The 21,836-nt window shown below is 59.7% G+C and carries 16 protein-coding genes; 6 read left to right on the plus strand and 10 right to left on the minus strand.

Annotated features, from left to right (window positions below; translation table 11 throughout):
- Window positions 1-88: 88 nt before the first annotated feature.
- Window positions 89-1,015 (minus strand): PIG-L deacetylase family protein, encoded by a 927-nt coding sequence (locus FYK55_RS12155; protein ID WP_201743696.1) that lies wholly within the window; start codon window positions 1,013-1,015, stop codon window positions 89-91.
- A 410-nt stretch (window positions 1,016-1,425) separates the two neighbouring features.
- On the opposite strand from FYK55_RS12155, the gene FYK55_RS12160 reads away from it, so the two are divergent.
- Window positions 1,426-1,644, plus strand: coding sequence for a hypothetical protein (locus tag FYK55_RS12160; protein ID WP_150076698.1), 219 nt, complete (start codon window positions 1,426-1,428; stop codon window positions 1,642-1,644).
- A gap of 81 nt (window positions 1,645-1,725) precedes the next feature.
- Here the strand turns inward: FYK55_RS12160 and FYK55_RS12165 are convergent, their stop codons facing one another.
- Together FYK55_RS12165 and FYK55_RS12170 are read right to left on the minus strand one after the other, a co-directional pair.
- Complete coding sequence (locus FYK55_RS12165) at window positions 1,726-2,958, minus strand: DUF1559 domain-containing protein (protein WP_150076699.1); 1,233 nt, start codon at window positions 2,956-2,958, stop codon at window positions 1,726-1,728.
- Window positions 2,959-3,595: 637 nt separating this feature from the next.
- Window positions 3,596-4,252 carry a superoxide dismutase family protein gene (locus tag FYK55_RS12170; RefSeq protein WP_201743697.1) on the minus strand — a complete coding sequence of 219 codons (657 nt, stop codon included), beginning with the start codon at window positions 4,250-4,252 and terminating at the stop codon, window positions 3,596-3,598.
- 488 nt (window positions 4,253-4,740) lie between these two features.
- Here FYK55_RS12170 and FYK55_RS12175 point away from each other — a divergent pair, with 488 nt between their 5' ends.
- Together FYK55_RS12175 and FYK55_RS12180 are read left to right on the plus strand one after the other, a co-directional pair.
- Window positions 4,741-5,646 (plus strand): ATP-binding response regulator, encoded by a 906-nt coding sequence (locus tag FYK55_RS12175; RefSeq protein WP_161604463.1) that lies wholly within the window; start codon window positions 4,741-4,743, stop codon window positions 5,644-5,646.
- Between the two features lie 51 nt (window positions 5,647-5,697).
- Entirely contained in the window at window positions 5,698-6,516 is an 819-nt protein-coding gene (locus FYK55_RS12180; RefSeq protein WP_150076702.1) for a response regulator, read from the plus strand.
- A 102-nt stretch (window positions 6,517-6,618) separates the two neighbouring features.
- Here the strand turns inward: FYK55_RS12180 and FYK55_RS12185 are convergent, their stop codons facing one another.
- The 4 genes from FYK55_RS12185 to FYK55_RS12200 all read right to left on the minus strand — a co-directional run bounded on the left by FYK55_RS12185 (window position 6,619) and on the right by FYK55_RS12200 (window position 11,752).
- Complete coding sequence (locus FYK55_RS12185; RefSeq protein WP_161604464.1) at window positions 6,619-7,731, minus strand: sensor histidine kinase; 1,113 nt, start codon at window positions 7,729-7,731, stop codon at window positions 6,619-6,621.
- A 4-nt stretch (window positions 7,732-7,735) separates the two neighbouring features.
- Window positions 7,736-8,173, minus strand: coding sequence for a response regulator (locus FYK55_RS12190; RefSeq protein ID WP_150076704.1), 438 nt, complete (start codon window positions 8,171-8,173; stop codon window positions 7,736-7,738).
- Complete coding sequence (locus FYK55_RS12195; RefSeq protein WP_150076705.1) at window positions 8,170-10,080, minus strand: ATP-binding protein; 1,911 nt, start codon at window positions 10,078-10,080, stop codon at window positions 8,170-8,172. Before FYK55_RS12195 ends, FYK55_RS12190 begins: the two co-directional genes overlap by 4 nt.
- Window positions 10,081-10,177: 97 nt before the next feature.
- Window positions 10,178-11,752, minus strand: coding sequence for a sigma-54-dependent transcriptional regulator (locus FYK55_RS12200; RefSeq protein WP_150076706.1), 1,575 nt, complete (start codon window positions 11,750-11,752; stop codon window positions 10,178-10,180).
- Window positions 11,753-12,594: 842 nt separating this feature from the next.
- Between FYK55_RS12200 and FYK55_RS12205 the strand changes: the two genes are divergently transcribed.
- The gene (locus tag FYK55_RS12205) at window positions 12,595-13,203 is read left to right on the plus strand and encodes a BON domain-containing protein (protein WP_150076707.1); all 609 of its coding nucleotides are present in this window, start codon (window positions 12,595-12,597) and stop codon (window positions 13,201-13,203) included.
- A 35-nt stretch (window positions 13,204-13,238) separates the two neighbouring features.
- Here FYK55_RS12205 and FYK55_RS12210 read toward each other — a convergent pair whose 3' ends face one another.
- Window positions 13,239-13,913, minus strand: a complete 675-nt coding sequence (locus FYK55_RS12210) for a TetR/AcrR family transcriptional regulator (RefSeq protein WP_150076708.1) — start codon at window positions 13,911-13,913, stop codon at window positions 13,239-13,241.
- 187 nt (window positions 13,914-14,100) lie between these two features.
- On the opposite strand from FYK55_RS12210, the gene FYK55_RS12215 reads away from it, so the two are divergent.
- Together FYK55_RS12215 and FYK55_RS12220 are read left to right on the plus strand one after the other, a co-directional pair.
- Window positions 14,101-15,627, plus strand: coding sequence for an efflux RND transporter periplasmic adaptor subunit (locus tag FYK55_RS12215; protein ID WP_150076709.1), 1,527 nt, complete (start codon window positions 14,101-14,103; stop codon window positions 15,625-15,627).
- The gene (locus FYK55_RS12220; RefSeq protein WP_150076710.1) at window positions 15,624-18,764 is read left to right on the plus strand and encodes an efflux RND transporter permease subunit; all 3,141 of its coding nucleotides are present in this window, start codon (window positions 15,624-15,626) and stop codon (window positions 18,762-18,764) included. The genes FYK55_RS12215 and FYK55_RS12220 overlap by 4 nt, the downstream gene beginning before the upstream one ends.
- 29 nt (window positions 18,765-18,793) lie before the next feature.
- On the opposite strand, the gene FYK55_RS12225 is transcribed toward FYK55_RS12220, so the two are convergent.
- Entirely contained in the window at window positions 18,794-20,275 is a 1,482-nt protein-coding gene (locus FYK55_RS12225; RefSeq protein ID WP_150076711.1) for a neutral/alkaline non-lysosomal ceramidase N-terminal domain-containing protein, read from the minus strand.
- Window positions 20,276-20,335: 60 nt separating this feature from the next.
- Window positions 20,336-21,811 (minus strand): DUF1501 domain-containing protein, encoded by a 1,476-nt coding sequence (locus FYK55_RS12230; protein WP_150076712.1) that lies wholly within the window; start codon window positions 21,809-21,811, stop codon window positions 20,336-20,338.
- Window positions 21,812-21,836 lie beyond the last annotated feature (25 nt).

A 21,836-nucleotide genomic window follows, 5' to 3' on the forward strand; every position in this document is an offset into this window, starting at 1 on the left:
GTGAAGCCGCAGCACCACCGTCTGGCGACGGTGGCTACATTGGCGTTTTCATTGATTGACAGCTGGCCCGTAGGAATCACCCACGGTTTTATTCTTTCGGGAAGAAAGGAAATAGCTGACGGATTTCTTCGTCGCTGGGCTGTCGGCCGTACTCGCAAATCTCAAACGCTTCGGCGTACTTGATGTCGTCGGCTCGGTCCTCGCCGTACCACCGAATCAAGGCGGCGCGATAGTTCTTCGCTTCGCCGGACTGCCGGCGGTCCCATCGCTGTCGCAACCACTCGTAGCGTAATTGCGGCTTGGACTCCGGCGGCGCTTCGGCCATCTCGTCGGCACTCCCCAGCGCACCGCCTTCAAAGGTCTGTGAAACCAGGGCGGTCAACGCATTGACCTTCTTTTCAAACACGTCGTCGATTCCCACGGCGATGTCGGCCTCGAACGGATAGGGTTTCTGAAAACGGTCGCTGGAGTAGAGAAACACGGGATTCTTTTTCAGTGGCGGCGTGTTGGGACAGAAGTAAGGCACGGTGACCATGTAGGCGGCGTCCTGGACCAGCACGCCCGTGTAGCGGTGGTCCGGATGGTAGTCCCAGGGTCGGTGGGCAATCACGATGTCGGCATCCCACTGGCGAATCAGCCGCGTGATCTTCCGCCGATTCTCCAACGTCGGTATCAATTCCCCGTCGTGGATGTCCAGGACTTCGCTGGTCACTCCCAAGCGCCGCGCCACCTCGGCGGATTCCGCCGTCCTCCGTCGCGCCAACGGTCCGCCGGCTTGGCTCCAATGGCCAATGTCTCCGTTGGTCACCGAAACCAATTTGACGTGATGCCCCTGTTGGGCCCACATCGCCGCCGTCCCGCCGCTTTTGTATTCCGCATCGTCCGGATGAGCTCCGAAACAAATGATTCGAAGTTTGGGTGCTTCGCTCGATTCGGAAGACTGTGCAAAACCCTGTTGGGCACCTCCGGCAAACGCAACAACGGCCATCAAGAGGATGAACTTTGAAAATCGCATCAAAGAAACTCCCGGAATCGGTAAGGAAGGAAGATCGGAGGGGTGGTCCCAGGCTGTTGCTGAAAACGTCAGCGAAACCGTTCGGTCGATCACGGTCATGGTGCTGTGAATCGGACGAATCGGGCAGACGGAGGACGTGCGGTGCCTTCGGCTTCGTCTGAACCGAGTCGACATCGTCGCCACGCTGAACCTGGTGGATGGAATTCACGATTATATCTGCCCCGCGGCATCATGCGGGTCCGGCGGGCTCTTCCATTCGGTGGGCCCGTCCATTCGGTGGGCCCGAGTGGCCGGTCGTCCAGTCGGAGCCGATGGGGCGCCCGCGGTGGTGCCACGGCGGTCTGATACAATCCCTGACGCTCCGACGGCCTCGGACGATCTTTCAAAATTCCACGTGCGGGAGCGCGTCAATGCCTCTGTTATTCAAATGCTTCTGTCTGACCACCTGCGTGTTGCTGTTGTGTCTGGTCGGATGCCAGCCAGAACCGCCCCAGCCCGTGGTCACCGAAAACCAAATCGACGCAGTGCGCGCCTACGAAGCCGCAATCGCCGCGGAGGAGCAAGCCAATCGGGGCGACATGATCGATTCCCTCGAAGAATCCGAACCCCAAGAAATCAAGACGCAATAGCGGGACGCGCATGAAAACACGCCGCCCGACCTGAGGTCGAGCGGCGTGCAAACGTCGCATGGTTGCGTACCGACGAAAAACCTAGAGCTGTTCGTCGATCGTCTCCTTTGCAGCCTTGGAACCCAGCGCCCCCCACAACCCGTAGGGACTCTGTGCACCAGGCATGTTCTTCAGCGCGGCGGTTCCGCCTCGCCAAACCACAGCATTGTTCTGATTGCCCGCTTCGATCGAATCGGTGACAAACGTCACGGCACCGTCTCCCATCAGGATGTGCGCACCGCCTTGGTGGCGACTGGACACAGTCATAATCGACGGACCGTTGGAGTCGTGCGGGATGCACAGAGCACTGTTGGGAGGCAGAATCGAGTGCACGTTGGACTGTGCGTTCTGACTATCCGCCCAGCGAAAGCCGCGCCCCTTGCTGGCGCCTTCCAGGTTGCCTTGCGTCCAGAACCTTGGCCGAGCCGGATCGATCATCGGCGAGGTGTCTTCGGCACACAAGCGAGGATTGTCCCGGATTTGGGTTTGAGCCGGTTGGCCGCCCGGGTGCCGCTTGGCACGGGTGCGGTTGTCAAAATCACCGAGGTCAGTGGCAATCTCGCCCATCGCCATCGTATTGGAAAGTCCGTCCAGCACGTCCCGGAATCGGTTCTGATTGTGCAACGTGAAGAAACCACGGTTGGCCGCCCGCGAATGCGTAGCGAAGTCGGTCGCAACGCCTGGATTCGCCGGTCGAAGCGCACCCTGCATCGTCCGCCAGAACGAATCGCCCATGCCCATCGCGTAGTTGGTCCGGCCCAGTGAGGGCAACCCCTGTCCCGGATCGCTAGGACAACGCAGCATCGGGATTTCGGTCGCCCAGGGGATGTACTGGATGTTTTGCGGCGTTGGGCCCATCGGAGGCCAAGGGTTGGTCGTCGTTCCGATTCCGGCCCCCGTGTCGCCATCGGTTCGGGATGCGTTGGGGTTGCTGATCTGCTCCCACAAGCCCTGCTGTTCGAAGAACGGGCTCATCCCCACCAACGCGCTCAGACGCCAGTAGTTGTGGTTGTTGTATGAGGTCCACCAATTGTGCCCGCCATCGCCAACATCGGTTCCGACGCCGTGCATCGGAAGTTGCTTGTACGCACTGTGATAGTTGTGGATGGCCAAGCCGATTTGCTTGAAATTATTGCTGCAACTCATGCGACGAGCAGCTTCACGCGCGGCCTGGACGGCCGGCAACAACAGCCCCACAAGAATGCCGATGATGGCGATCACCACCAGCAATTCAACCAACGTGAACCCGCTCCGGTTCACTTTACTTCTTCTCATTTTGGCTTCCCGAGAATAACGACTAAGCTCCACGGCCTGACAGCCGGCCGTGGATTGGACGCAGTACTATAGTAGCTCGCGGGATGGATGCGACCCGTCTAACGCAACTAATGGCAAGGCCGACGACCTTGAACGATGGGGGAGTCCGACGACCACCACCCGCGCGGGTCGATTCAGCCCCTCCGCAACCGTCGGTGTCACACAATTTGTCCCGTCGTTTCAAGGCATTGGTTTCTATTGATGTCACGTAACCCTCCGGCTCGCGCACGAGTCACGGAGGAACTTGCGATGACGCGGGGAGCGCACGTCCAACGCAATTGATGTCAGCTGGTTCTCTCTGGGGAGCGCCACTTTCAATCAAAAACACCGTGATTTGCAGTGCAATGAGCGGCAAGGCGCTAGCCGCCGGTTGATGCGAAAAAACCCGCGGCTAGCTCCACGCGGCTCACCCAAAGTGGCGCTCTCCAGTTAGACGCCCTGCCCAATAGATGCTCTGACCAAAGGGTCGTACCTCGCCTTTGACCCTTCCGATGTGGAGGGGAAAGGTCGATTGCGAGTGATTGCACCGTCAAACAAAAAAGGCAAGCGGGTCATGGACCCGCTTGCCAATGCTTTCGATCGGTTCGTTAGAAGCGTGTTACTGTTTTTCGATCACGCCAAATGCCACGCGCGCCCCGGCATCGCCGGTCGGCTGGGTGAACTTGTCCTCGCCGGCGTGAATCATCAACGACTTGCCAACAATCGCGTCGTCGCCACTTAGACTGATGACTTCATCGGTCATCTCGATGGTCGCAACTCCGTCTTCGTTGGCTTCGATGTTCCCCAAATCGCCGACGTGCCGCTTTTCGTCACTTGGCTTGCCATGCGGTTGGTCGGTAGGGTTGAAGTGACCACCCGCCGACTTTCCCGTTTCCTTGTCGGACAGATCGCCCTTTTCGTGGACGTGGAATCCATGCTTCCCGGGTTCCAACCCCGTCACCTCGCCGGTGACTTTCACGCCGCCATCGACCGCGGTGAAGGTCACGGTGCCTTTCACACCGCTGTCGCCGATCGGTTCCAAGTTCGCAACCGCGACCATCGATTCGGAGGCAGCCGAATCATTGGAATTCGTCGACGCCGCGTCTGTTGAAGTGGTCCCGGATGACGGCATGGGCTGCTCAGGCGTCGTGGTGTCCGGCACCGTGGTATCCGGCGCGGCAGGTTCCGGAACGACGGTGTCCTGATCCGGTCCCTCGTTGCAACCGAAGCACAACAGCGTCAGCAGCAACAGTGAGCTTGTCTTGCGAAACATCATTTTTCCTCGTGATCATCGGGTCGATGCAGATGGCCGCGGGAAGGTTTCCGCGGGTGTGGATTACTCGGTGTATGAAAGGGTTGCAAAATCGATGCCGAAGCCCGCCAGGAACGCAGGCACCGACGAAAGAGCGCGAAATCCGTGACGTCCTTCCTGGCTCGATCGCTAAGAAGCCAGCATGAACGCCCATCCCCCGAACAGCGCTTCCGAGGGGAAACTGCCCCTCGCGGATGGTGGAACCGCTCGTGCCAGGACGGTCAGGCTGTTACCTGCCGATCCGATCAATGCCAATCTCGGTGGCTACTAAACGCGGCAACGCAACTCGTTTCGGTAAGCGAAGTTGCGAAACAACCTCGATTCTGATTCGCGGTCAGGCATGGCAGCTGCGTCCGAGCTGACGCGAAACGGCCGCAGCAGCGATGGCGAGCGTGACAAACAGATTTCGCCCTTTGCAAACTTCCGGCCTCCTTTCAGAAACGAGAAATCCAATGAAACCTGTCGTTCTTGTCGCTGGCCGCGCAAGCAACATCCAGCAGCAGGCGGGACTCCTCCTGGGCGATTGTTCCAAGTTGCGCGTCGAACACGTGTGGGACGCTGACCAGGCGATCGAACGTCTGGCACAATCCCGTGTCGATGTGATCGTCGCGGCCTTTGATTCCGCGTCTGGAATTCCAACTGAATTCGTCGATCACGTCCGCCGGACTCACCCGCAGGTGACGATGCTCGCGTTGACCGCCCAGGGCAGCGAATCGGAAGCGGAAGAGGCTTTGTCGTTGGGTGTGGCCACGTATGTTCCCGCCGCCCATCTGACGCAGCGACTCCAGCTTGCCGTGTCTCGGTTGATCACCCGAGGAATGGTGGACCGCTGTCGCAACTTTGCCGGCCGACGATTGGCCGAAGAGCGTTGCCGCTACGAATTGGACAACGATCTGTTCATGATCGAACCCGTGGTCAGTTCGCTGCACCGAACGATGGCAAGCATGGAGGTGGGCGATCCGTGGGATCGGATCCGGGCCTGTACCGCCTTGGAAGAGGCGATAACGAACGCCATTTTGCACGGCAACCTCGAGATCCGCCGCGAATTGCTGGCGCGACTCCGCAGCGACACCTCGGGTCGCGAACTGAAGCACGTGATTCATGGCCGCAACAGCCACCCAGAATACCGACAACGGAAGGTGATCATCGACTCGGAGATCACCCGGGATCGAGCGAAATTCGTGATCCGTGATGCTGGCAACGGCTTTGATGTCCGCGAATACTCTCGCAACGATCTGCGAGACCTGTTCGCAATCGGTCATGACCGGGGTCTGAATTTGATGCACCGGCTTTCTTCGGAAATTCGTTTCAACGACGCCGCCAACGAAGTCATGCTCGCGACCGTCAGGCCGCTATGATGAACTGAGCGCTGACGGTGATTCTGAGGGGCATTCCAGGAGGTGGATTTGATGAAAAGCGTGAAAGTGTTGTTGGTGGACGACGTCCCAGCGAATCAACGTGCATTGAAGCGTCTGCTGCGACGGCGCGGGTGCGAAGTGACGACCGCTGATCATGGACTGCAAGCGGTGGAGCAATTCCAACGGAATCCGTTCGACGTCGTCCTGATGGATCTGCAAATGCCCGTCATGGACGGCTACGAGGCGACCGCCAGAATTCGACGTTCCGTCGCGAACGGTGGCGCGGACATTCCAATCATCGCGATGAGCGCCCGCGGTACCGAAACCGACCGTCGTGAATGTTTGAGTGCGGGAATGAACGATTGTGTGCCCAAGCCGGTCGATATCGACCAACTGTTTGAGACCCTGTCGTCGATCTGCGATCCGCCGACCGACTCGCCCGCGACTGCCGCGGATCCGTCCGATCAATCGAGTTCTTCCCAGACGGCATGTAAGCAAACGCTTGACGCGTTGGCGAGCCTGCCCGTCTTTGATCGGGCGGGTGTGATGAAACGGATCCAGAATGACCAAGCCATCTTTGAGCTGTTTGTTGAAACGTTCGACACGCAATCGGACAGTTTGCGGTCAAACATCGCTCAAGCGTTTCAGCGGCACGACTACCGCGGGGCGGCGGCGGCGGCGCATCGGCTTCGAGGATGCGCCGCAAACCTTGGCGGCCAGCGGATCCTGTCTTGTGCCGCGAACATTGAGCGTGCTGCGGAGACGGAGGATGATGACGTGATTCGCGCCAACCTGGACACCCTGCCGGGACTTCTCGCCGAACTCCGCCAGTCGTTGAACCTGGACGTTAGCAAAGCCTCTGTCGACTGACAGGCCGACCGCTCGGAAACACGTCTTTTGCAATACATGAATGCGGCAATGTTCGCAAAATCGCACGGAGTGCAAGCCGACTCTCGAGAATCAACGCACCGCCTACCGCGCTGCCTTTTCAATTGTGAACCGCAACGAAGTGCCTGCGTCGGAACTCTGCTCAATCCAGATCTCTCCGCCGTGGGCCTCCACGATTCGGCGGCAGTAGGCCAATCCGATTCCGGTCCCCGGAACGCCCGTGAACTCGTGGGCTCGCACAAAGGGCGAGAACACGTCGGCGATCCGATCCGCCGGGATGCCGATTCCGTTGTCGTCCACACCGACCAACCACTCCGAGTCTCTCTGCGCAACCCAAACCGAAACGGACGGAACCCGCTCCGGATGGCGGTACTTGATTGCGTTGGAAATCAGATTCTTCAGCAACTGCCGTAGCTGGACCGGATTGCCATGGACTTCCGGCAAGTCCGAAGCCTGGAGTTCAGCTTGGGCCTGATCCAACTCGGTCCGAAGCGACGTGCGGACTTCACCGAGAAGAGATTGCATCGCGACGGGGACGTGTTGCGACTGATCGTGCTCGGCGCGCGAGAAGTCCAGCAGATCGGTGACCAGTTCGGCCATCCCCTTGATCGCGGCTTTCGCATCGGCGATGGCCTCCATGCTGTCCTCGTCCAGTTGCCCGGCCTGTTCTTCTTCCACCAGGGACAGGCAGCAGGAGACCACATTCAGCGGTGACCGAACTTCGTGGGCGATCGTGTGGGCGAAGCTCTTCAGTTCCTCGTTGCGTTTTTTCAGTCGTGCCGCGTACTCGGAAAGTTTGATCTGATTCTTTTTCCGCTCAATCGCGTAGCGGATCGACCGTAGCAATGTTTGCCCGGTGATTTCCGATTTGACCAGAAAGTCGTCGGCACCCTGCTGGACGAGTTGACTGGCAAAATCCAAGTCCCCCAGTGAAGTCAGCACGACCACCGGAACGTCGGTCACCTGGTCGATCAGCCGGGGAAGTGTTTCAGTCAACGGGCTGTCCGGCAGGCTGAGATCGAGCAGAACAGCATCGTAGGGCCCGCGGGCGAGTTCATTCAATGCTTCTTGCAATCGGTCGGTCTGCGTCAGTTGGATGCCCTCGCCGACGCTCTTGGTGAGATGCCTTCGGATCAAGTGGCGGTGGGTTTCATTGTCCTCCACCAACAACACCCTTAGCGGACAGGATTCGTTCAACAAATCATGCTCCTTCGGGCCGCTCATTCCAAACGCCCCAATACAGACACAGGTCCCGGACCAACTCGCGGAAGCGATCAAAATCAAGCGGTTTGACGACGTAGCTGTTGGCGTGATGCTCGTAGGCCCGCGCCCTGTCCGATTCGGCATCCGACGTCGTCATGATCACCACGGGAATCATTTTAAGTTCATCGTCCTGCTTGATGGACGCCAGGACCTCGTGGCCGCCGACTTTCGGAAGTTTCAAGTCCAGCAACACCACATCGGGTTGCGGATGGCCATGAAATTCGCCTTCCCGACGCAGGAATTTGAGCGCCTCCACGCCGTCGGTGACGCGATAGACCTGGTTCCTGACGCGTGCCTTTCGCAGGCTGCGCATCACCAAATGAGCATGATTGTCATCGTCCTCGACAAGTAGAAAGGTCAGCAGGTGCGCGTTCATTCTGAGTTCCCTTCAAAAGTTCCAGCTTGCGAATTCTTCGGCAATTCAATCCAAAACGTCGCCCCCTGATTCGGCTCGGATTCCACCCAGGCGCGCCCGCCATGCATCCGAGCGATTTTTCGCACCGATGCCAACCCGAGTCCCGTGCCCACCTTGGAATGTTCCAAACGCTGGAACAACCCGAAGATTTTCTCCTGGTAATCCGGTTCGATCCCCGGTCCGTTGTCGCGAACATAATAACGGACGATGTCGGATTCTTGCGTTCCGCCCACCTCGACCCATGGTTGCTCGACGTCGCTGGCGTACTTCACCGCATTGGAGATTAAGTTGTCAAACAGTCGGCGGAGGTCACTGGCGTCCGCTTGCACGCGAGGAAGATTGGGTTGAATCCGAAGATCGACGCCGGCGTCGTGAACGCGCTGCCGAAGGTCATCGGCCAACTGCACCAACATCGCATGGACGTCGACATCGACCGGCGAAATCGGTTTGCGTCCGATCCGACTGAGTTCCAGCAGGTCGTCGATGATTTGTCCGAGTTGGTCCGTCGCCCCCTCCATCCGAGCGATCGAATCAAACACCTCGTCGTAATCCTGGTCCTGGAGATCTTCGCGCATCAGCCCCAGCAGCCCCTTGCAGGAAACCAGCGGCGATTTCAGATCGTGCGAAACCGTGTACACGAACTGTTCCATTTCCTCCGACTTTTCAGACAACGCCACGTTCACCTGTTCCAACTGGCGTGTTGCCGAATAAACCGTTTTTCTCATTCCGTCCAACGCGTCGGCGACCTGACCGACTTCATCATTGCCGACCGACGGAATGGGGCGGGACAGGTCGCGGGCGTGATGAACCTCACGGGCGTAAGTGGCCAGCTTGCCCAGGCCGCGTGCGATGCGATCGCTGATCAGAAACGAGACCAGCAGGCTGGTGGCAATTCCGATCACACTTAACAAGACCAGCCCCCGCCGGGCGTTGATATAGGCGGCGCTGCTCTCGACTTTCAGCTGGTCGATCTCCTGTTCGCCAGCGGCGCTGATCTTGTCCAGCAATGATTCGCATTCGTCTGCGATGGGCACGCCGATTCCATAGACCAATTCCATCACGTAGATGTTGGAACTTTGCCCCATGTGATCCAGGATGCGTTGCAGGACTTGCAGGTAGGCTTCAAACGCTGCCGACGCTTCCGCCACCAGCGATTCATCGGCCTGTGGCTGTTCACTGAGAGCCCGCAACTGTTCGCGGATTGACACTCGCAATGGTTCGACTTTCTGCTTGGAATCCCGCACAGCCTGTTCATTGGAAGCCAGCATCAAGTTCTTCTCGATGCGCTGCAACTGCAACGCTCCGATCCGAATTTCAGGCACGAGCGTCTGCTGCGGCGACGTCTCATCGGCCTGGTCGGAGATTTCCTTCAGCTTGGCATCCAAGCGATCCAACGCCTCTCGCGCTTCACCCAACGACAATTCCCGGGCGCGGACATCGGAATTTTGTAATGCGAGACCGCGGAGTTCCAGGTGATTGACCTGCCATGCATTCCACTTGGATTGGAAATCGTCAAGGTACTCGCGGGTGGTGTCGCCCGCGTAGGGCCGGAGCTTGTCGACGTTTTGCGAAAGGCTGTCCAACGTCGTGTCAATCGTTAACAGATGGCGCTCCATCTCCTCATCACTTTTGGCCAACACCATGTTCGTCTCGGCACGTGTGACGGTGACCAACTCCCCTTTCATCGTGGCCGCAATCCGTGACGTCTCGGTCGCGAAATCGACCAGCAAATTCATGCGGTCATTGATCGTCCGCATCCGGGACAGTCCGCTGATCGCGATCGCGGCGGCAACCAGACCGACAACCGCCGTGATCGTGAACAACTTCCATCGAATCGGGATCGCCCGTCTTCGCGTCTTTCGTTTCATGATTGGCTCAAGAATCCCTTTTGATCAATGCAACGACCGCACGCCTTGGATCTCTGATCCGAGGCAGGTGTCGTCCGTGAGTCGGCTGCCGGAATCATCACTCCTTCGACCGGGAACCGCGTTCGGCGGTGGTCACGTGACTTTCGATCGAGATTCCCAGCGTGCGAATCTTGTTGCGCAAACTTCCCCGGCTGATCCCCAGGGTGGCGGCGGCGCGTGATTGATTTCCCTGTGTCGATCGCAGCACACGGGCGATCAGGTACCGCTCCATGACCTCCAGAGTCTCCGCGTACAACGTCTCCGATTTCGCGATCCGTTCGTCGCTGAGAAATTGCGCGAGATCGCTGCACATCTCCCCCGTCCCGTCCGCGCCGGCCGGATCTCCCGACCCGCGGCCCGGCTGGATCTCGCTTGCTACGGGAGGGTTGCTGGAAGCTGGCTTCGCGCGGCGTTCCGCTTCCGGAAATTCGGTGTCTCCGCCGCCGGCGTTGATGATTTCCGTCGGTAACGTGTCGGGCACCAACACCGGACCGGTCGACTTTAATACCGCTTTTCGAATCACCGATTGCATTTCGCGAATGTTGCCCGGCCAATCGTAGTGACGCAGCCGCGCCAGCGTCTCCGGGGCGATTCCCCGCAATTCCTTGCCGGATTCGCGGCTGTACCGTACCAACAGGTATTCCACCAACCGCACGATATCTTCCATCCTGTCGCGCAGCGGTGGCAGCTGGATCAAATAGCCGTTCAACCGGTGGTACAGGTCCAATCGGAATTCGCCTGCTTCGATCATCGCTTCCAGATCGCGGTTGGTTGCGGAGATGATGCGGACGTCGGTCTGAATCGTTTCGGAACCTCCCACGCGTTCGAACGTCTGCTCTTGCAGCAACCGCAAAACCTTGCTTTGGACTTCGGCCGCCATGTCGCCGACCTCGTCCAAAAAGATCGTGCCACCATCGCACTGCTCAAACTTGCCGATGCGGCGGCGATCGGCGCCGGTGAACGCTCCCTTTTCATGGCCGAACAACTCGCTTTCCAAAAGCGTTTCCGACAGCGCCGCACAGTTGACCGCCAGAAACGGTTTGTCCGAACGCAGGCTGTGTTGGTAGACGGCGCGGGCCACCAATTCCTTGCCCGTTCCGCTCTCACCGCAAATCAACACGGGCACTTCCTGGTTCGCCACCCGCCCCACATCTTTGTAGACCTCCAGCATCGGCAGGCTGCGACCGATCATCGGATCTTCGGTCCCCGATTGCCGCTCTCCCTCCAATTCACCGACCGATTCGCTCATCCGAACCGGCACCCGCATCATCCGGCGGGCCTTGATCGCGCGGCACGCCACTTCCTGCACTTGTGCCATGTCCAACGGCTTGAGCAAGAACTCGTACGCGCCGGCCGTCATCGCCTCAATCGCCGTGTTGCTGTCGTCCGAGACGGTGATAAAAACCACCGGCAGTTTGGGATCCAACAACCGAATCTGCTCCGTCAAGTCCAACCCCGAAACGTCGGGTAACTTGATGTCCAAGAACAACGTGTCGGGATTCAGATCACGGATTGCCTGGAGCCCGGCAGCGGCGGAATCCGCGAACCGAACACCCAAATCCAACTTCTTCAGGGCTGCGGCGACCAGCTGCTGCACCATCGGATCATCATCGATCACCAACACATCAGCCATGTCCTTGCTACTTCTCTCGCGTCGTCTATCGATTTGAAAACAGGCAGTCGCCCTTGAACGTCCTGGCGACTGCATCAGGAACCCGGCAGGCGAACGTGCCAACGGGTCCAGCGACCACTGTATCGCCTCCCCGCCGGTTTTGCGGAACCGTGCTTGGGCATTTGAAAGCCTGGCGTCGCCTTGGCAAAGTGGTCGTCCCGATTCGCTTCGTCCTCCGGGTCAGGGTGGATCGAAATTCCGAGAGGATCGATGGCACACGAAGGAAGGTTTTCCAATCGGCCGGTAGAACGGGCCGGGCGTCATGCAACCGGTGTGAAGGCAAGGTGGCGTGGTGGGCGTGAGAGCTGTGGACTGAGAGCTGTGGACTGAGAGCTGTGGGCTGAGAGCTGTGGGCTGAGAGCAGGTCGCTGAGAGCTGACCGCTGAGAGCAGGGGCACGGGTGGGATCGGCAGAACCGAGCCAGCCGCTGGCCGTGGCAAATGGTGAGCCAGAGCAGATCGTGGGCAGTGGCAAATGGTGTGCCGACTGCGGAGGGAACGGCACGTCCCGCCGGATCTCGCCCCACACCGCCGGGCTGGCGACGTCCCAGCGGGCTCCACCGAGAGGATTTGCGAGACGGCGGGCCTGGCACGGCTCGTTTCACCCTGGTCATGGCGGAACCAGGGGGCACGTCTGTAAACCTCCGTGGGCGCAGAAATCCGTTACGGTGCGGCCCGCTGGCGTGGTTGAACGCATTTGGCACGCGATACGCTCCACTGCCGGACCGACGTCGGAATACAGGCCCCACTCAACCTCGTCATCTCTTCAACCCGGCCTGATTGCGACGCAGGAGAACCCGAATCATGAAGAGCCTGCTCTGCACCATCACCCTGGTCGTGGCCTCGCTTATCGGTCCGACCGCCTTCGCCGATACCGATCTGCCGTCGCGGCGTCCCGATCTGCTGGTCGAAAACGATCTCCGCAACGTCCTGCGACGCAACGTCGATCTCGACGACGAAGCCGTCGATTATCGAATCGTTGCAGGGACCGTCGTGCTGCGGGGAAGCGTGGACAATTACCGGCAACGCTACCGAATCGGCAAAGACGTGAAAGCCATCGAAGGCGTCGATCGGGTCGACAACCGTTTAAAAATCCGTCCCGCAGGGCAGGCGATCGAGACGCGAGTGGCATCATCCTTCACCGGAGCGTCTGGTCGGCACCACAACGAATCTGTCAGGCAGGCCTCGTGGGTTCGCGGAAGAATCTTGCTACTGCACAACGATCACCTGATCCTAGACCGCAATGGTCGGGAACGTGTGGAAGTGGTGCTGGACAAAGACGTCGACGTCCGCGTGGCGGGCGATCGCGTGACCACCGCCGCATTGCATCGCGGGATGCCAGTGATCGTCGCATTGGAACATTCCGGCAGCACGCCGGTCGCGGAATCGGTGCGTCTGGTGATGGGGCGGTAGCTGGACAGCGTTTTCCGCCGCGGTCGCGACGAAAGCTAGGGGGCATACCGCGCCAAGAACATCTCAACGCACTGGGCCACGATTTGACCGCGCTGCCTGGGTCCCGGTTCCGGTTCGCCGCGAATCAGTTGGGGCCAAATCACGAACGTCTCCAATAGACCCAGGAATTGGCGGGCCGCCAAATGGACATCGCTGCAACAAAGCATTTCGCCGTCGGTCGCGGCCTGGATCCACCCTCGCAATTCTTCCTCGAACAATTTGCTCTCACCAAACAGCTCGCTGGCAATCTGCGGTCGCTCCAGGATCCGCGACAGGATCACTCGCCCCAGCCGGCGCGTGGGAGGGTCGCAATGGAAGTCGACCACTCTGCGGCCAAACTCTTGCAATTGTGACGCAAGCTTTTCGTCGCGACGGAACACCAGAGTGCCGATCGACCGCGACCGCCGCTTGACCTCTTCCACGACCGCGAAAAACAGCTGGTCTTTGCTCTCGAAGTGGTTGTAGACGGTCCGCTTGGAGACGCCGGCGTTCTCGGCGATCAGGTCCATGTTGGCATGCTCGAAGCCACATTCGGCAAAGGCTTCGACCGCACCGGCCAGGATCGCGGCTCGTTTTCGCTGCGAAAGCGTGCCCGGGCGGGCTTCCGATCGCACCCGCGGACGTCGTTGCGGACGTCTTTCCGGACCGGGGACGGAGGGGGAAGGGGGCATGCTGACTACCGTACCGCTGTGGAATGTCGTCCGAAGGCGTCCGTCAGGGATTCTTCCTTGACGTGGTGCAAAAGTGCACTTGCCAGTTTACACCTTGCAGGTAAACTCGCCAGTGTAATTTTCCGGCAGATCGCCCCGCGGTCCCGTCGCCAGCCTGCCGACGCTTTCTCCCGCACTCCGAGCAACCATGCGCCGCCCACCCACTTCTCTCGACGCCCGTCCACTGTGGCGAGTCGCGTCGATCGCGTCCGCTTTGGCAGGGGGTGTGGCCCTGTTGAGCCTGGTCGGGTGTTCGCAGGAACAACCGGGTCCGGGCGCCAAACAGGCAAACGCCGCAGGGCCGGACAAGCCGCCACCTCCCGCGGTGCTGGTCACCGACGCCGTGGTGCGGACGACTCAGGAATTCCGAGAGTACACCGGTCGCACGCGAGCGGCGGACTCGGTGGAGATCCGCGCACGGGTCAGCGGCTACCTGAAAGACAGTCCCCGGAGCAAATATTCCCCAACGGATTCTTCTCCCGCGGACGAAACCTCGTCGCAGGACCCACCGCCGAACAGCGACGACGGTTCGTCCTCCAAGACTCCAGCAGAGAACGAAGTCGATAAAACGAGCGATTCGACCACACCGAAGGTCACTGTCAGCGAAGGCGAGCTCGTAGAAAACAAAACGTTGTTGTTCCTGATCGACCCGGAGCCTTACGAGTTGGCGTTGGAACAAGCCGAAGGCAATTTGCAAGCGGCCGAAGCGCGGCTGCTGCAGGCCGAGAAAGACTTCAAGCGGGCCAAGGAACTGTCCGACCGAAACGCCATCAGCAACGCGGAATTGGATCAGGCATCGGCAGCGTTGGCAGAAGTTCGCGGGCAGATTGAAAACTTGAAGGCGATCCGCGATCGCGCAAAGGTGGACTTGGGTTACACCCGCGTCACCTCGCCCATCAAGGGCTTGCTGGGACAATCGCTGGTCACCGATGGGAACCTGATCACCGCCGACCAAACGATCCTCACCTCGGTCGTTTCACAAAATCCGATTTACGTGGACTTTGACGTCGATGAACAGTCGTTGCTGGACTATCGACGCCGAATGCGAGAGGGCAAGGTCAAAGGAGCTCGCGAATCAACGATTCTGGTCCAATTGAAACTGGCCAACGAGCAGGGGTATCCCCACGAAGGCCGGATTGATTTTGTCAACAATCGCACCGACCCGAACACGGGCAACACGACGCTTCGCGCGACGTTCAACAACGCCCAGGGAAAACTGTCACCGGGGCTGTTTGCCAGGGTCAAGCTTCCCTTCACCGAAGAGTACCAGGCGGTCCAGGTTCCCACCGTCGCCATCGGAATGGACCAACAAGGTCGCTACGTGATGGTCGTCGAAGACGGCGTGGCGTTGCGCCGTTCGATCCAACCCGGAGTCGTCGACGGCGACTTCACGGTGATCCGCGAAGGACTGCAGGAGGGCGAGACCGTGATCATTTCGGGACTCCAGAAAGTTCGCAATAAGACGTCCGTCACGATCGAACGGGGAAATGACGAACAAGATCCTGCCCAACAAAACCCTGCCCTGCCAGAGTCGGTCGAACAGGATGCGACCGAGAAGAATTCGACCGAGCAAGCGTCGGCCGAATCTCAATCCGGTGACCCAGAATCACCCGACCGCGATGCCAAGCGGAACGATGCAGAGACCTCTGGCAACCAGGCGGTGACGGCGCCGTGATCAGCAACTTTTTCATCAACCGTCCGGTCGCGGCCAATGTGATCGCGTTCTTGACCGTCATCTTGGGGATCGTCGGTCTGCTGTTCCTGCCGGTGGAACGGTATCCAGAAATCACGCCACCGACGATCCAGGTGACGGCGACGTATCCCGGCGCCAATGCGCAGGTGATGACCGATACGGTTGCGGCCCCGCTGGAACAACAGATCAATGGCGTCGAGCACATGCTGTACATGACGTCGACGTCTTCGTCCAACGGCAGTTATTCGTTGACGATCACGTTCGAGGTCGGAACCGATTTGGAGGAGGCGCAGATCCTGGTCCAAAACCGCGTCGCGTTGGCCGAACCATTTCTGCCGGCCGAGGTTCGACAACAAGGCGTGACGGTCAAGAAGCGATCCACCAATATCTTGCTGGTCGTTTCGCTGACGTCACCGGACAAAACATTCGACAGTCTGTACTTGTCCAACTACGCCAATCTGCGGCTGCGTGACGAATTGAGTCGAATCGATGGAGTCGGCGAAGTCACGATCAGTGGCATCGGTGCGTACAGCATGCGGATCTGGGCGGACCCCACGAAAATGGATGCGCGTGGTTTGACGTTTCAGGATGTGGTGGCCCAGCTGCGCAACCAGAACGTTCAAGTCGCGGCGGGTCAAATCGCCCAGCCGCCGCTGGAGTCGCCGCAAGCGTTCCAGTACACGATGACCGCGATGGGACGATTGTCCGAACCCGAGCAGTTTGAAAACATCGTCGTCAAAGTCGATGACGACGGCAGCCTGACGTACCTGCGCGACATCGCCCGGGTAGAACTGGGCGCCCAAACCTACGACACCTTCGCCCAAAAGGGCGGCGAGGATTCGGCCAGCATCCTGATTTACCAGCTGCCCGGTGCGAACGCACTGGATGTCGCCGACCGCGTCAAAGCTCGGGTCGCGGAATTAGGCACGTCCTTTCCGGTTGGAATCGAGTACGACGTCCCGTTCGACACGACAATTTTTGTGTCGTCAGCGATTCACGAAGTCTACAAGACACTCTTCGAAGCGGGCGTCTTGGTGTTGATCGTGATCCTGGTTTTCTTGCAGGACTGGCGGGCGGTTCTGATTCCTGCGACCACCGTGCCGGTGACGATCATTGGGGCGTTCGCGATCATGCCCCTGCTGGGCTTTTCGATCAACCTGCTCACTCTGTTCGGATTGGTCCTGGCGATCGGGATCGTCGTCGATGACGCAATCGTGATTGTCGAGAATGCCGCGCATCACATCGAGCGTGGAATGGAACCCAAGGCGGCCACCGTCAAAGCGATGAGCGAGGTCACCGGCCCGGTGATTGGGATCACCGCGGTTCTGATGGCCGTGTTCATCCCGACAACCTTTTTGCCGGGGATCACCGGGCAACTGTATCGACAGTTTGCGCTGACGATCGCCGCGACGGCGTTCCTGAGCGCGGTCAACGCACTGACGCTGAAACCCGCCCAATGCGCGGTCTGGCTGCAACGTCCGAAGGAAAAGCGTTTCTTTCTCTCCCGCTGGTTCAACACCGCGTTCGGCTGGGTCGAATCGGCCTACGTGTGGTGCGTCGGCGGACTGTTGCGGGTCTGGCCTTTGGTCCTGTTGGCGTTCTTGCTGACGGTTGGCGGGACCGCCTACTGGTATCGCAGTGTGCCGACCGGATTCTTGCCCACCGAAGACCAGGGTTACTTGATCACCGCGGTCCAGCTTCCCGACGCGGCATCTCAAGACCGGACCAAAGAGGTCATCAACCAGATCAACGGGATCCTTTCGGACATGCCCGGAGTGAAGACGTGGTTCACCCTTGGTGGGACTTCCTTGCTGGAAGGAAGCCAGTCTTCCAACGCCGCCACGATCTTTATCGGCTTGGAGGATTGGGAGGACCGCACCGCTCCGGACCTGCAACAGGAACCGCTGATCGGTCAACTGATGGGGAGATTCGGCGCAATCAAAGATGCGTTCATTCTGGTCATCCCGCCACCGGCCATTCAGGGTCTGGGGACCAGCGGCGGATTCGAGATGCAGGTGGAAGACCGCGGCGGCGCGGGGTTGGAAGAGTTGCAGAAGGCGGTCAACGAGCTGATCGCCAGGGCCGCCGCAAGCCCCGAACTGCAGCGCGTCAACAGCACATTCCGGGCAGGCGTTCCGCAGTTGTACGCCGACATCGACCGTCAGCAGGTGATGAGCACGGAAGTCCCGCTGAACGACGTGTTCATGACGCTGCAAACAGCCTTGGGATCCGTTTACGTCAATGATTTCAACAAGTTCGGACGCACGTATCGAGTCAGCTTGCAAGCGGAATCGTCCTTCCGGGACAGCGTCGACGACGTGCGCCGGCTGAATGTGCGAAATGCCGACGGCGAGATGGTGTCGCTGGGAAGCCTGATGTCGATCGAACAATCATTCGGCCCCGAGATCATTCGTCGCTTCAACTTGTATCCGTCGGCGAATGTGACCGGCAGCGCCGCGCCCGGACAGAGCTCCGGTGAAGCGCTCAAAGTGATGGACCGCTTGGCCGGTGAGGTCTTTCCCGACACGATCGGCTATGACTGGAGCGGCATTTCTTACCAGGAAGCCAAAGCCCAGGGCGAGGAAATCTATATCTTCGGCCTGGCGGTGCTGCTGGTCTACCTGGTGCTGGCATTCCTGTACGAAAGCTGGGTGCTGCCGTTGGCCGTGATCCTGGTCGTCCCTCTCGGGTTGCTGGGCACGGTCGCCGCGATCTCCTGGATGGGCATGGACAACAACACGTACGTGCAAATCGGCGTGGTGTTGATTATTGCGTTGGCCAGTAAGAATGCGATTCTGATTGTCGAGTTTGCTCGGGACCTGCGGCTGCAGGGCAAGCCGATTCGTGAGGCCGCCCTGGAAGCTTCCCGGATGCGTTTCCGTCCCATTTTGATGACCTCGTTCGCGTTCATCTTTGGCGTCCTGCCGCTGGTGTTCGCCCAGGGTGCGGCGGCGGCCAGTCGGCGGTCACTGGGAACGGCGGTTTGCGGCGGCATGGTCACTTCGACCATCCTGGCGATCTTCTTCACACCGGTCTTTTACGTCGTCTTCCAGTGGCTGAGCGAGCGACGTGGGAAACCCGCTGCGGCAACCGATTCGGCGGAAGTCTCCGAGGCTTGAAGGCACTGGCAGCAAATTCGCCGCTGAACTCACCGGGAACTTTGCAGCATCGAGAACAATTCCAGCAGGCGCGACACGATTCGCTCGGACGCATCCGGCTGGACGTAGTTGGTGCCCAACCAGGTCTCGTAGCCGCCCAGTCGATGTTGTCCCGGCGTCGGCAGGTAGCCGAAGGAACCGTTGGCCAACTCGATGACCATGGTCCGTTCAAAGGGACTGCGGTCTTTCAATTCCAACCCCGTTTCGGCAAACGTTTCAAACGGGATTGCCGCAATCCCCCAGTCGCCGATCCGCAGTGCCTGGAGCGGGACGGTCACCTGGTCGGGCGCTTGCTTCAGCGCCTCAATGCGTTCGGCGTAAATCGACGTCCGCGAATGGACGGGAGTCTCCGAATCGGCATTTTCCGCCAGCACCCGGCTGAAGTAGTCAGTCATCTCCTCGGTGGGCTTGCGGACGCTGAGCGTCAAACCGGTGCGAGCAGCGTCCATCGGCACCCAATCGAGAAACTGCAACTGCTCGTGCGCCTGATAGACCTTGTCGGCGACTTTCTGCGCGACTTCCTGCATCTTCGCATAGGGTTCGTAACGCTTTGGTGACTTTTCGCGAAAATTGATATTGTTGACATCTCCGCTGGTGCCGTTGGACAGGATGCCGACAAAGGGTGGCGATTGATCCGAAGCACCCAATTTCCGCTCGATCGCTTTGGCGAAATAGCCGAAGTAATCGGCCGAGACGTCGCCGGAACGGACACCGCCCACGTAGTGCAACGAATAGTTCGCCAACAGTGCAATCGGACGCCCGTCCAGATCTTGCAATGAGAGAAAACTGATCTCCGGATCCGTGGGGCCGGCCGGTCGGTCCAGCGATTCGTGTCCCCGCGGCGGGTTCATGCGAACGCGATCCACGCCGCCGAACGGATTGGTCAGCAGGGCAGCGTTGTGCACAAACCAGCGTCGGTTGAAGACCTCCGACGGTTCGTCGATCGATCCCCAAGCAATTCGAGCCGGACGCAGGTTTTCAATCGCCCGCCGGACGGCGTCGGAGATGCGCCCGGCGAGGAACCGCTGGTAGTCGGTCAGCGACTCGCTTCGGACCATCTTGCTAGGTCCCCGCGCGGTGGTTGCCGAGTGCGTGTGGGTGGATGCCAACAGCACGTGGCTTGCCGGAATCCCGGTCGATTCCTGAATCTGAACTTGCGCCTGCTGGAATACTTCTTCCGGGATCCCCACGTTGTCGCACAACACCAACGCGATTCGAGTCAGTCCGTTGTCCAGGACCAGGCAACGCGCATGGAGTTCGTCGTGAATCGTTCGCGCGGGAATCGGTTTCCAACCCCCGACGATCAACTCGCCCAGGGGCGGGGTGATGTTGCTGGTCGCGGCGCCGGCGCGAAATTCCCGCTCCGGTTCATCGGCGAACGCGGAAAGCGAGAACGTGGTCAGCAACAGCCAGCCCAGACAGACGCCGGAGAAGGCCGGGGGGATCCACCGCGAAAGAATCGGTCGGGACATGGTCAGGTCTCACTTGCAAACGAGTTGGCGTGGTGCGGCGGACGGTGACAGCGAATCGAATCAACTCAAGATTTCGGTGACCACCCGCGGCGGTTCAACACCGGTCAGCCGTTCCTCAAGCCCGCTCCTGGTGAAGAACAGTTTTTGATGATGAAGGCCCAGCAGATGCAGAAGCGTCGCGTGAAAGTCGTGAACGCTGACCGGATCTTCGACCACCTTGTGTCCGAACTCGTCGGTCTTGCCGTAAGTGGTCCCGCCCCGAGCCCCGCCTCCGGCGATCCACGACGAGAAGGCTTGCATGTTGTGGTCGCGTCCGGTGTAAACGTCGCCCGCTCGCTGCGACGTCGGCGTGCGTCCAAATTCCCCTCCCCAAATGACCAGCGTGGAATCCAGCAGTCCGGTGCGTTTCAGGTCCCGCAACAGCCCCGCAACCGGCTTGTCGGTTCTGCGGCATGCGGCTCGGTGGTTGTCTTCCAAATCGACGTGGCTGTCCCACGGTTGCTCTTCCAGAAAGATTTGCACGAATCGCACGCCGCGCTCCACCAGTCGACGGGCGAGCAAGCATCGGCGACCGAAGGAATCCGTTTCCGGTTCACCCACACCGTACAACGACAGCGTCTCGCGAGTCTCTTTGCCGATATCCAACGCCTCGCCGGCCGACAACTGCATCCGAGCCGCCAACGAATACGATTGAATCCGGGCGTCCAGTTCCGGATGGTAGGGACGGCGGACGCGGTGAATTTCATCCAGCTGTCGCAACAGCCCCCGCGCCGACTCGGTCACCTCGGACGGCTGTTCGTACTGGGGTTTTAAATTCAGAATCGGCGATCCGGTGGGTCGAAAGGGCGTGCCTTGGAAGACCGGTGGCAAGAATCCCGATGTCCAGTTTCGCGTCCCGTTCTTTGGCAATCCCAGCGGGTCGTTGAGCACAACATACGCCGGAAGGTTCTGGTTCTCTGAACCGAGCCCGTAAACGGTCCAGGCGCCCAAGGTCGGGTAACCCATGAACAATCGCCCGCTGTGGATCTTGTACAGGGCGTTGTCATGGTTGGGATGATCGGTCCACAAGGAATTGATCAGGCAAAGATCGTCCGCCATCTTCGCCGTGTGCGGCAAGACGTCCGCCATCCACATCCCGCTTTCGCCGTGCCGAGCAAACTTGTACTTGCCCCCCATCATCACACCGATGCCCGCCGTGCCGGTGTTCCCGATCTCTTCAACATTACCCGGGTACGGCTTGCCGTCCATGCCGTTCAGGACCGGCTTGGGATCGAACAGGTCCATCTGGCTGGGACCGCCGTTCATGAACAACTGGATCACCGATTTGGCCGTCGCCGGATGATGCGTCGGCTTGGGCGTCAGGTTGAAAGGCTTTGCAGGCCCCGAATGCGCTTCCGGTCCGCCAACCGGTTGCTCGGCGAACGCGGACGTCCCGCCAAAAAAATCCTGGCACAGCAAATGTGCGAACGCGGCGCCGAACATCCCGTCGCTCATGCGGGCAAAGAAGTCACGGCGGCGAAAAGTGGATTCATTCATCGGACGTCGCGGGGCAGTTGACGAG

Source organism: Roseiconus nitratireducens, assembly GCF_008629675.1.
Lineage (GTDB): Bacteria > Planctomycetota > Planctomycetia > Pirellulales > Pirellulaceae > Stieleria > Stieleria nitratireducens.

Coding starts and splice junctions, on each gene's coding strand:
- FYK55_RS12155 (WP_201743696.1), bottom strand. CDS start 1,015: ATGCGATTTTCAAAGTTCATCCTCTTGATGGCCGTTGTTGCGTTTGCC.
- FYK55_RS12180 (WP_150076702.1), top strand. CDS start 5,698: ATGAAAAGCGTGAAAGTGTTGTTGGTGGACGACGTCCCAGCGAATCAA.
- FYK55_RS12160 (WP_150076698.1), top strand. CDS start 1,426: ATGCCTCTGTTATTCAAATGCTTCTGTCTGACCACCTGCGTGTTGCTG.
- FYK55_RS12165 (WP_150076699.1), bottom strand. CDS start 2,958: ATGAGAAGAAGTAAAGTGAACCGGAGCGGGTTCACGTTGGTTGAATTG.
- FYK55_RS12190 (WP_150076704.1), bottom strand. CDS start 8,173: ATGAACGCGCACCTGCTGACCTTTCTACTTGTCGAGGACGATGACAAT.
- FYK55_RS12195 (WP_150076705.1), bottom strand. CDS start 10,080: ATGAAACGAAAGACGCGAAGACGGGCGATCCCGATTCGATGGAAGTTG.
- FYK55_RS12215 (WP_150076709.1), top strand. CDS start 14,101: ATGCGCCGCCCACCCACTTCTCTCGACGCCCGTCCACTGTGGCGAGTC.
- FYK55_RS12200 (WP_150076706.1), bottom strand. CDS start 11,752: ATGGCTGATGTGTTGGTGATCGATGATGATCCGATGGTGCAGCAGCTG.
- FYK55_RS12175 (WP_161604463.1), top strand. CDS start 4,741: ATGAAACCTGTCGTTCTTGTCGCTGGCCGCGCAAGCAACATCCAGCAG.
- FYK55_RS12205 (WP_150076707.1), top strand. CDS start 12,595: ATGAAGAGCCTGCTCTGCACCATCACCCTGGTCGTGGCCTCGCTTATC.
- FYK55_RS12170 (WP_201743697.1), bottom strand. CDS start 4,252: ATGATGTTTCGCAAGACAAGCTCACTGTTGCTGCTGACGCTGTTGTGC.
- FYK55_RS12230 (WP_150076712.1), bottom strand. CDS start 21,811: ATGAATGAATCCACTTTTCGCCGCCGTGACTTCTTTGCCCGCATGAGC.
- FYK55_RS12225 (WP_150076711.1), bottom strand. CDS start 20,275: ATGTCCCGACCGATTCTTTCGCGGTGGATCCCCCCGGCCTTCTCCGGC.
- FYK55_RS12210 (WP_150076708.1), bottom strand. CDS start 13,913: ATGCCCCCTTCCCCCTCCGTCCCCGGTCCGGAAAGACGTCCGCAACGA.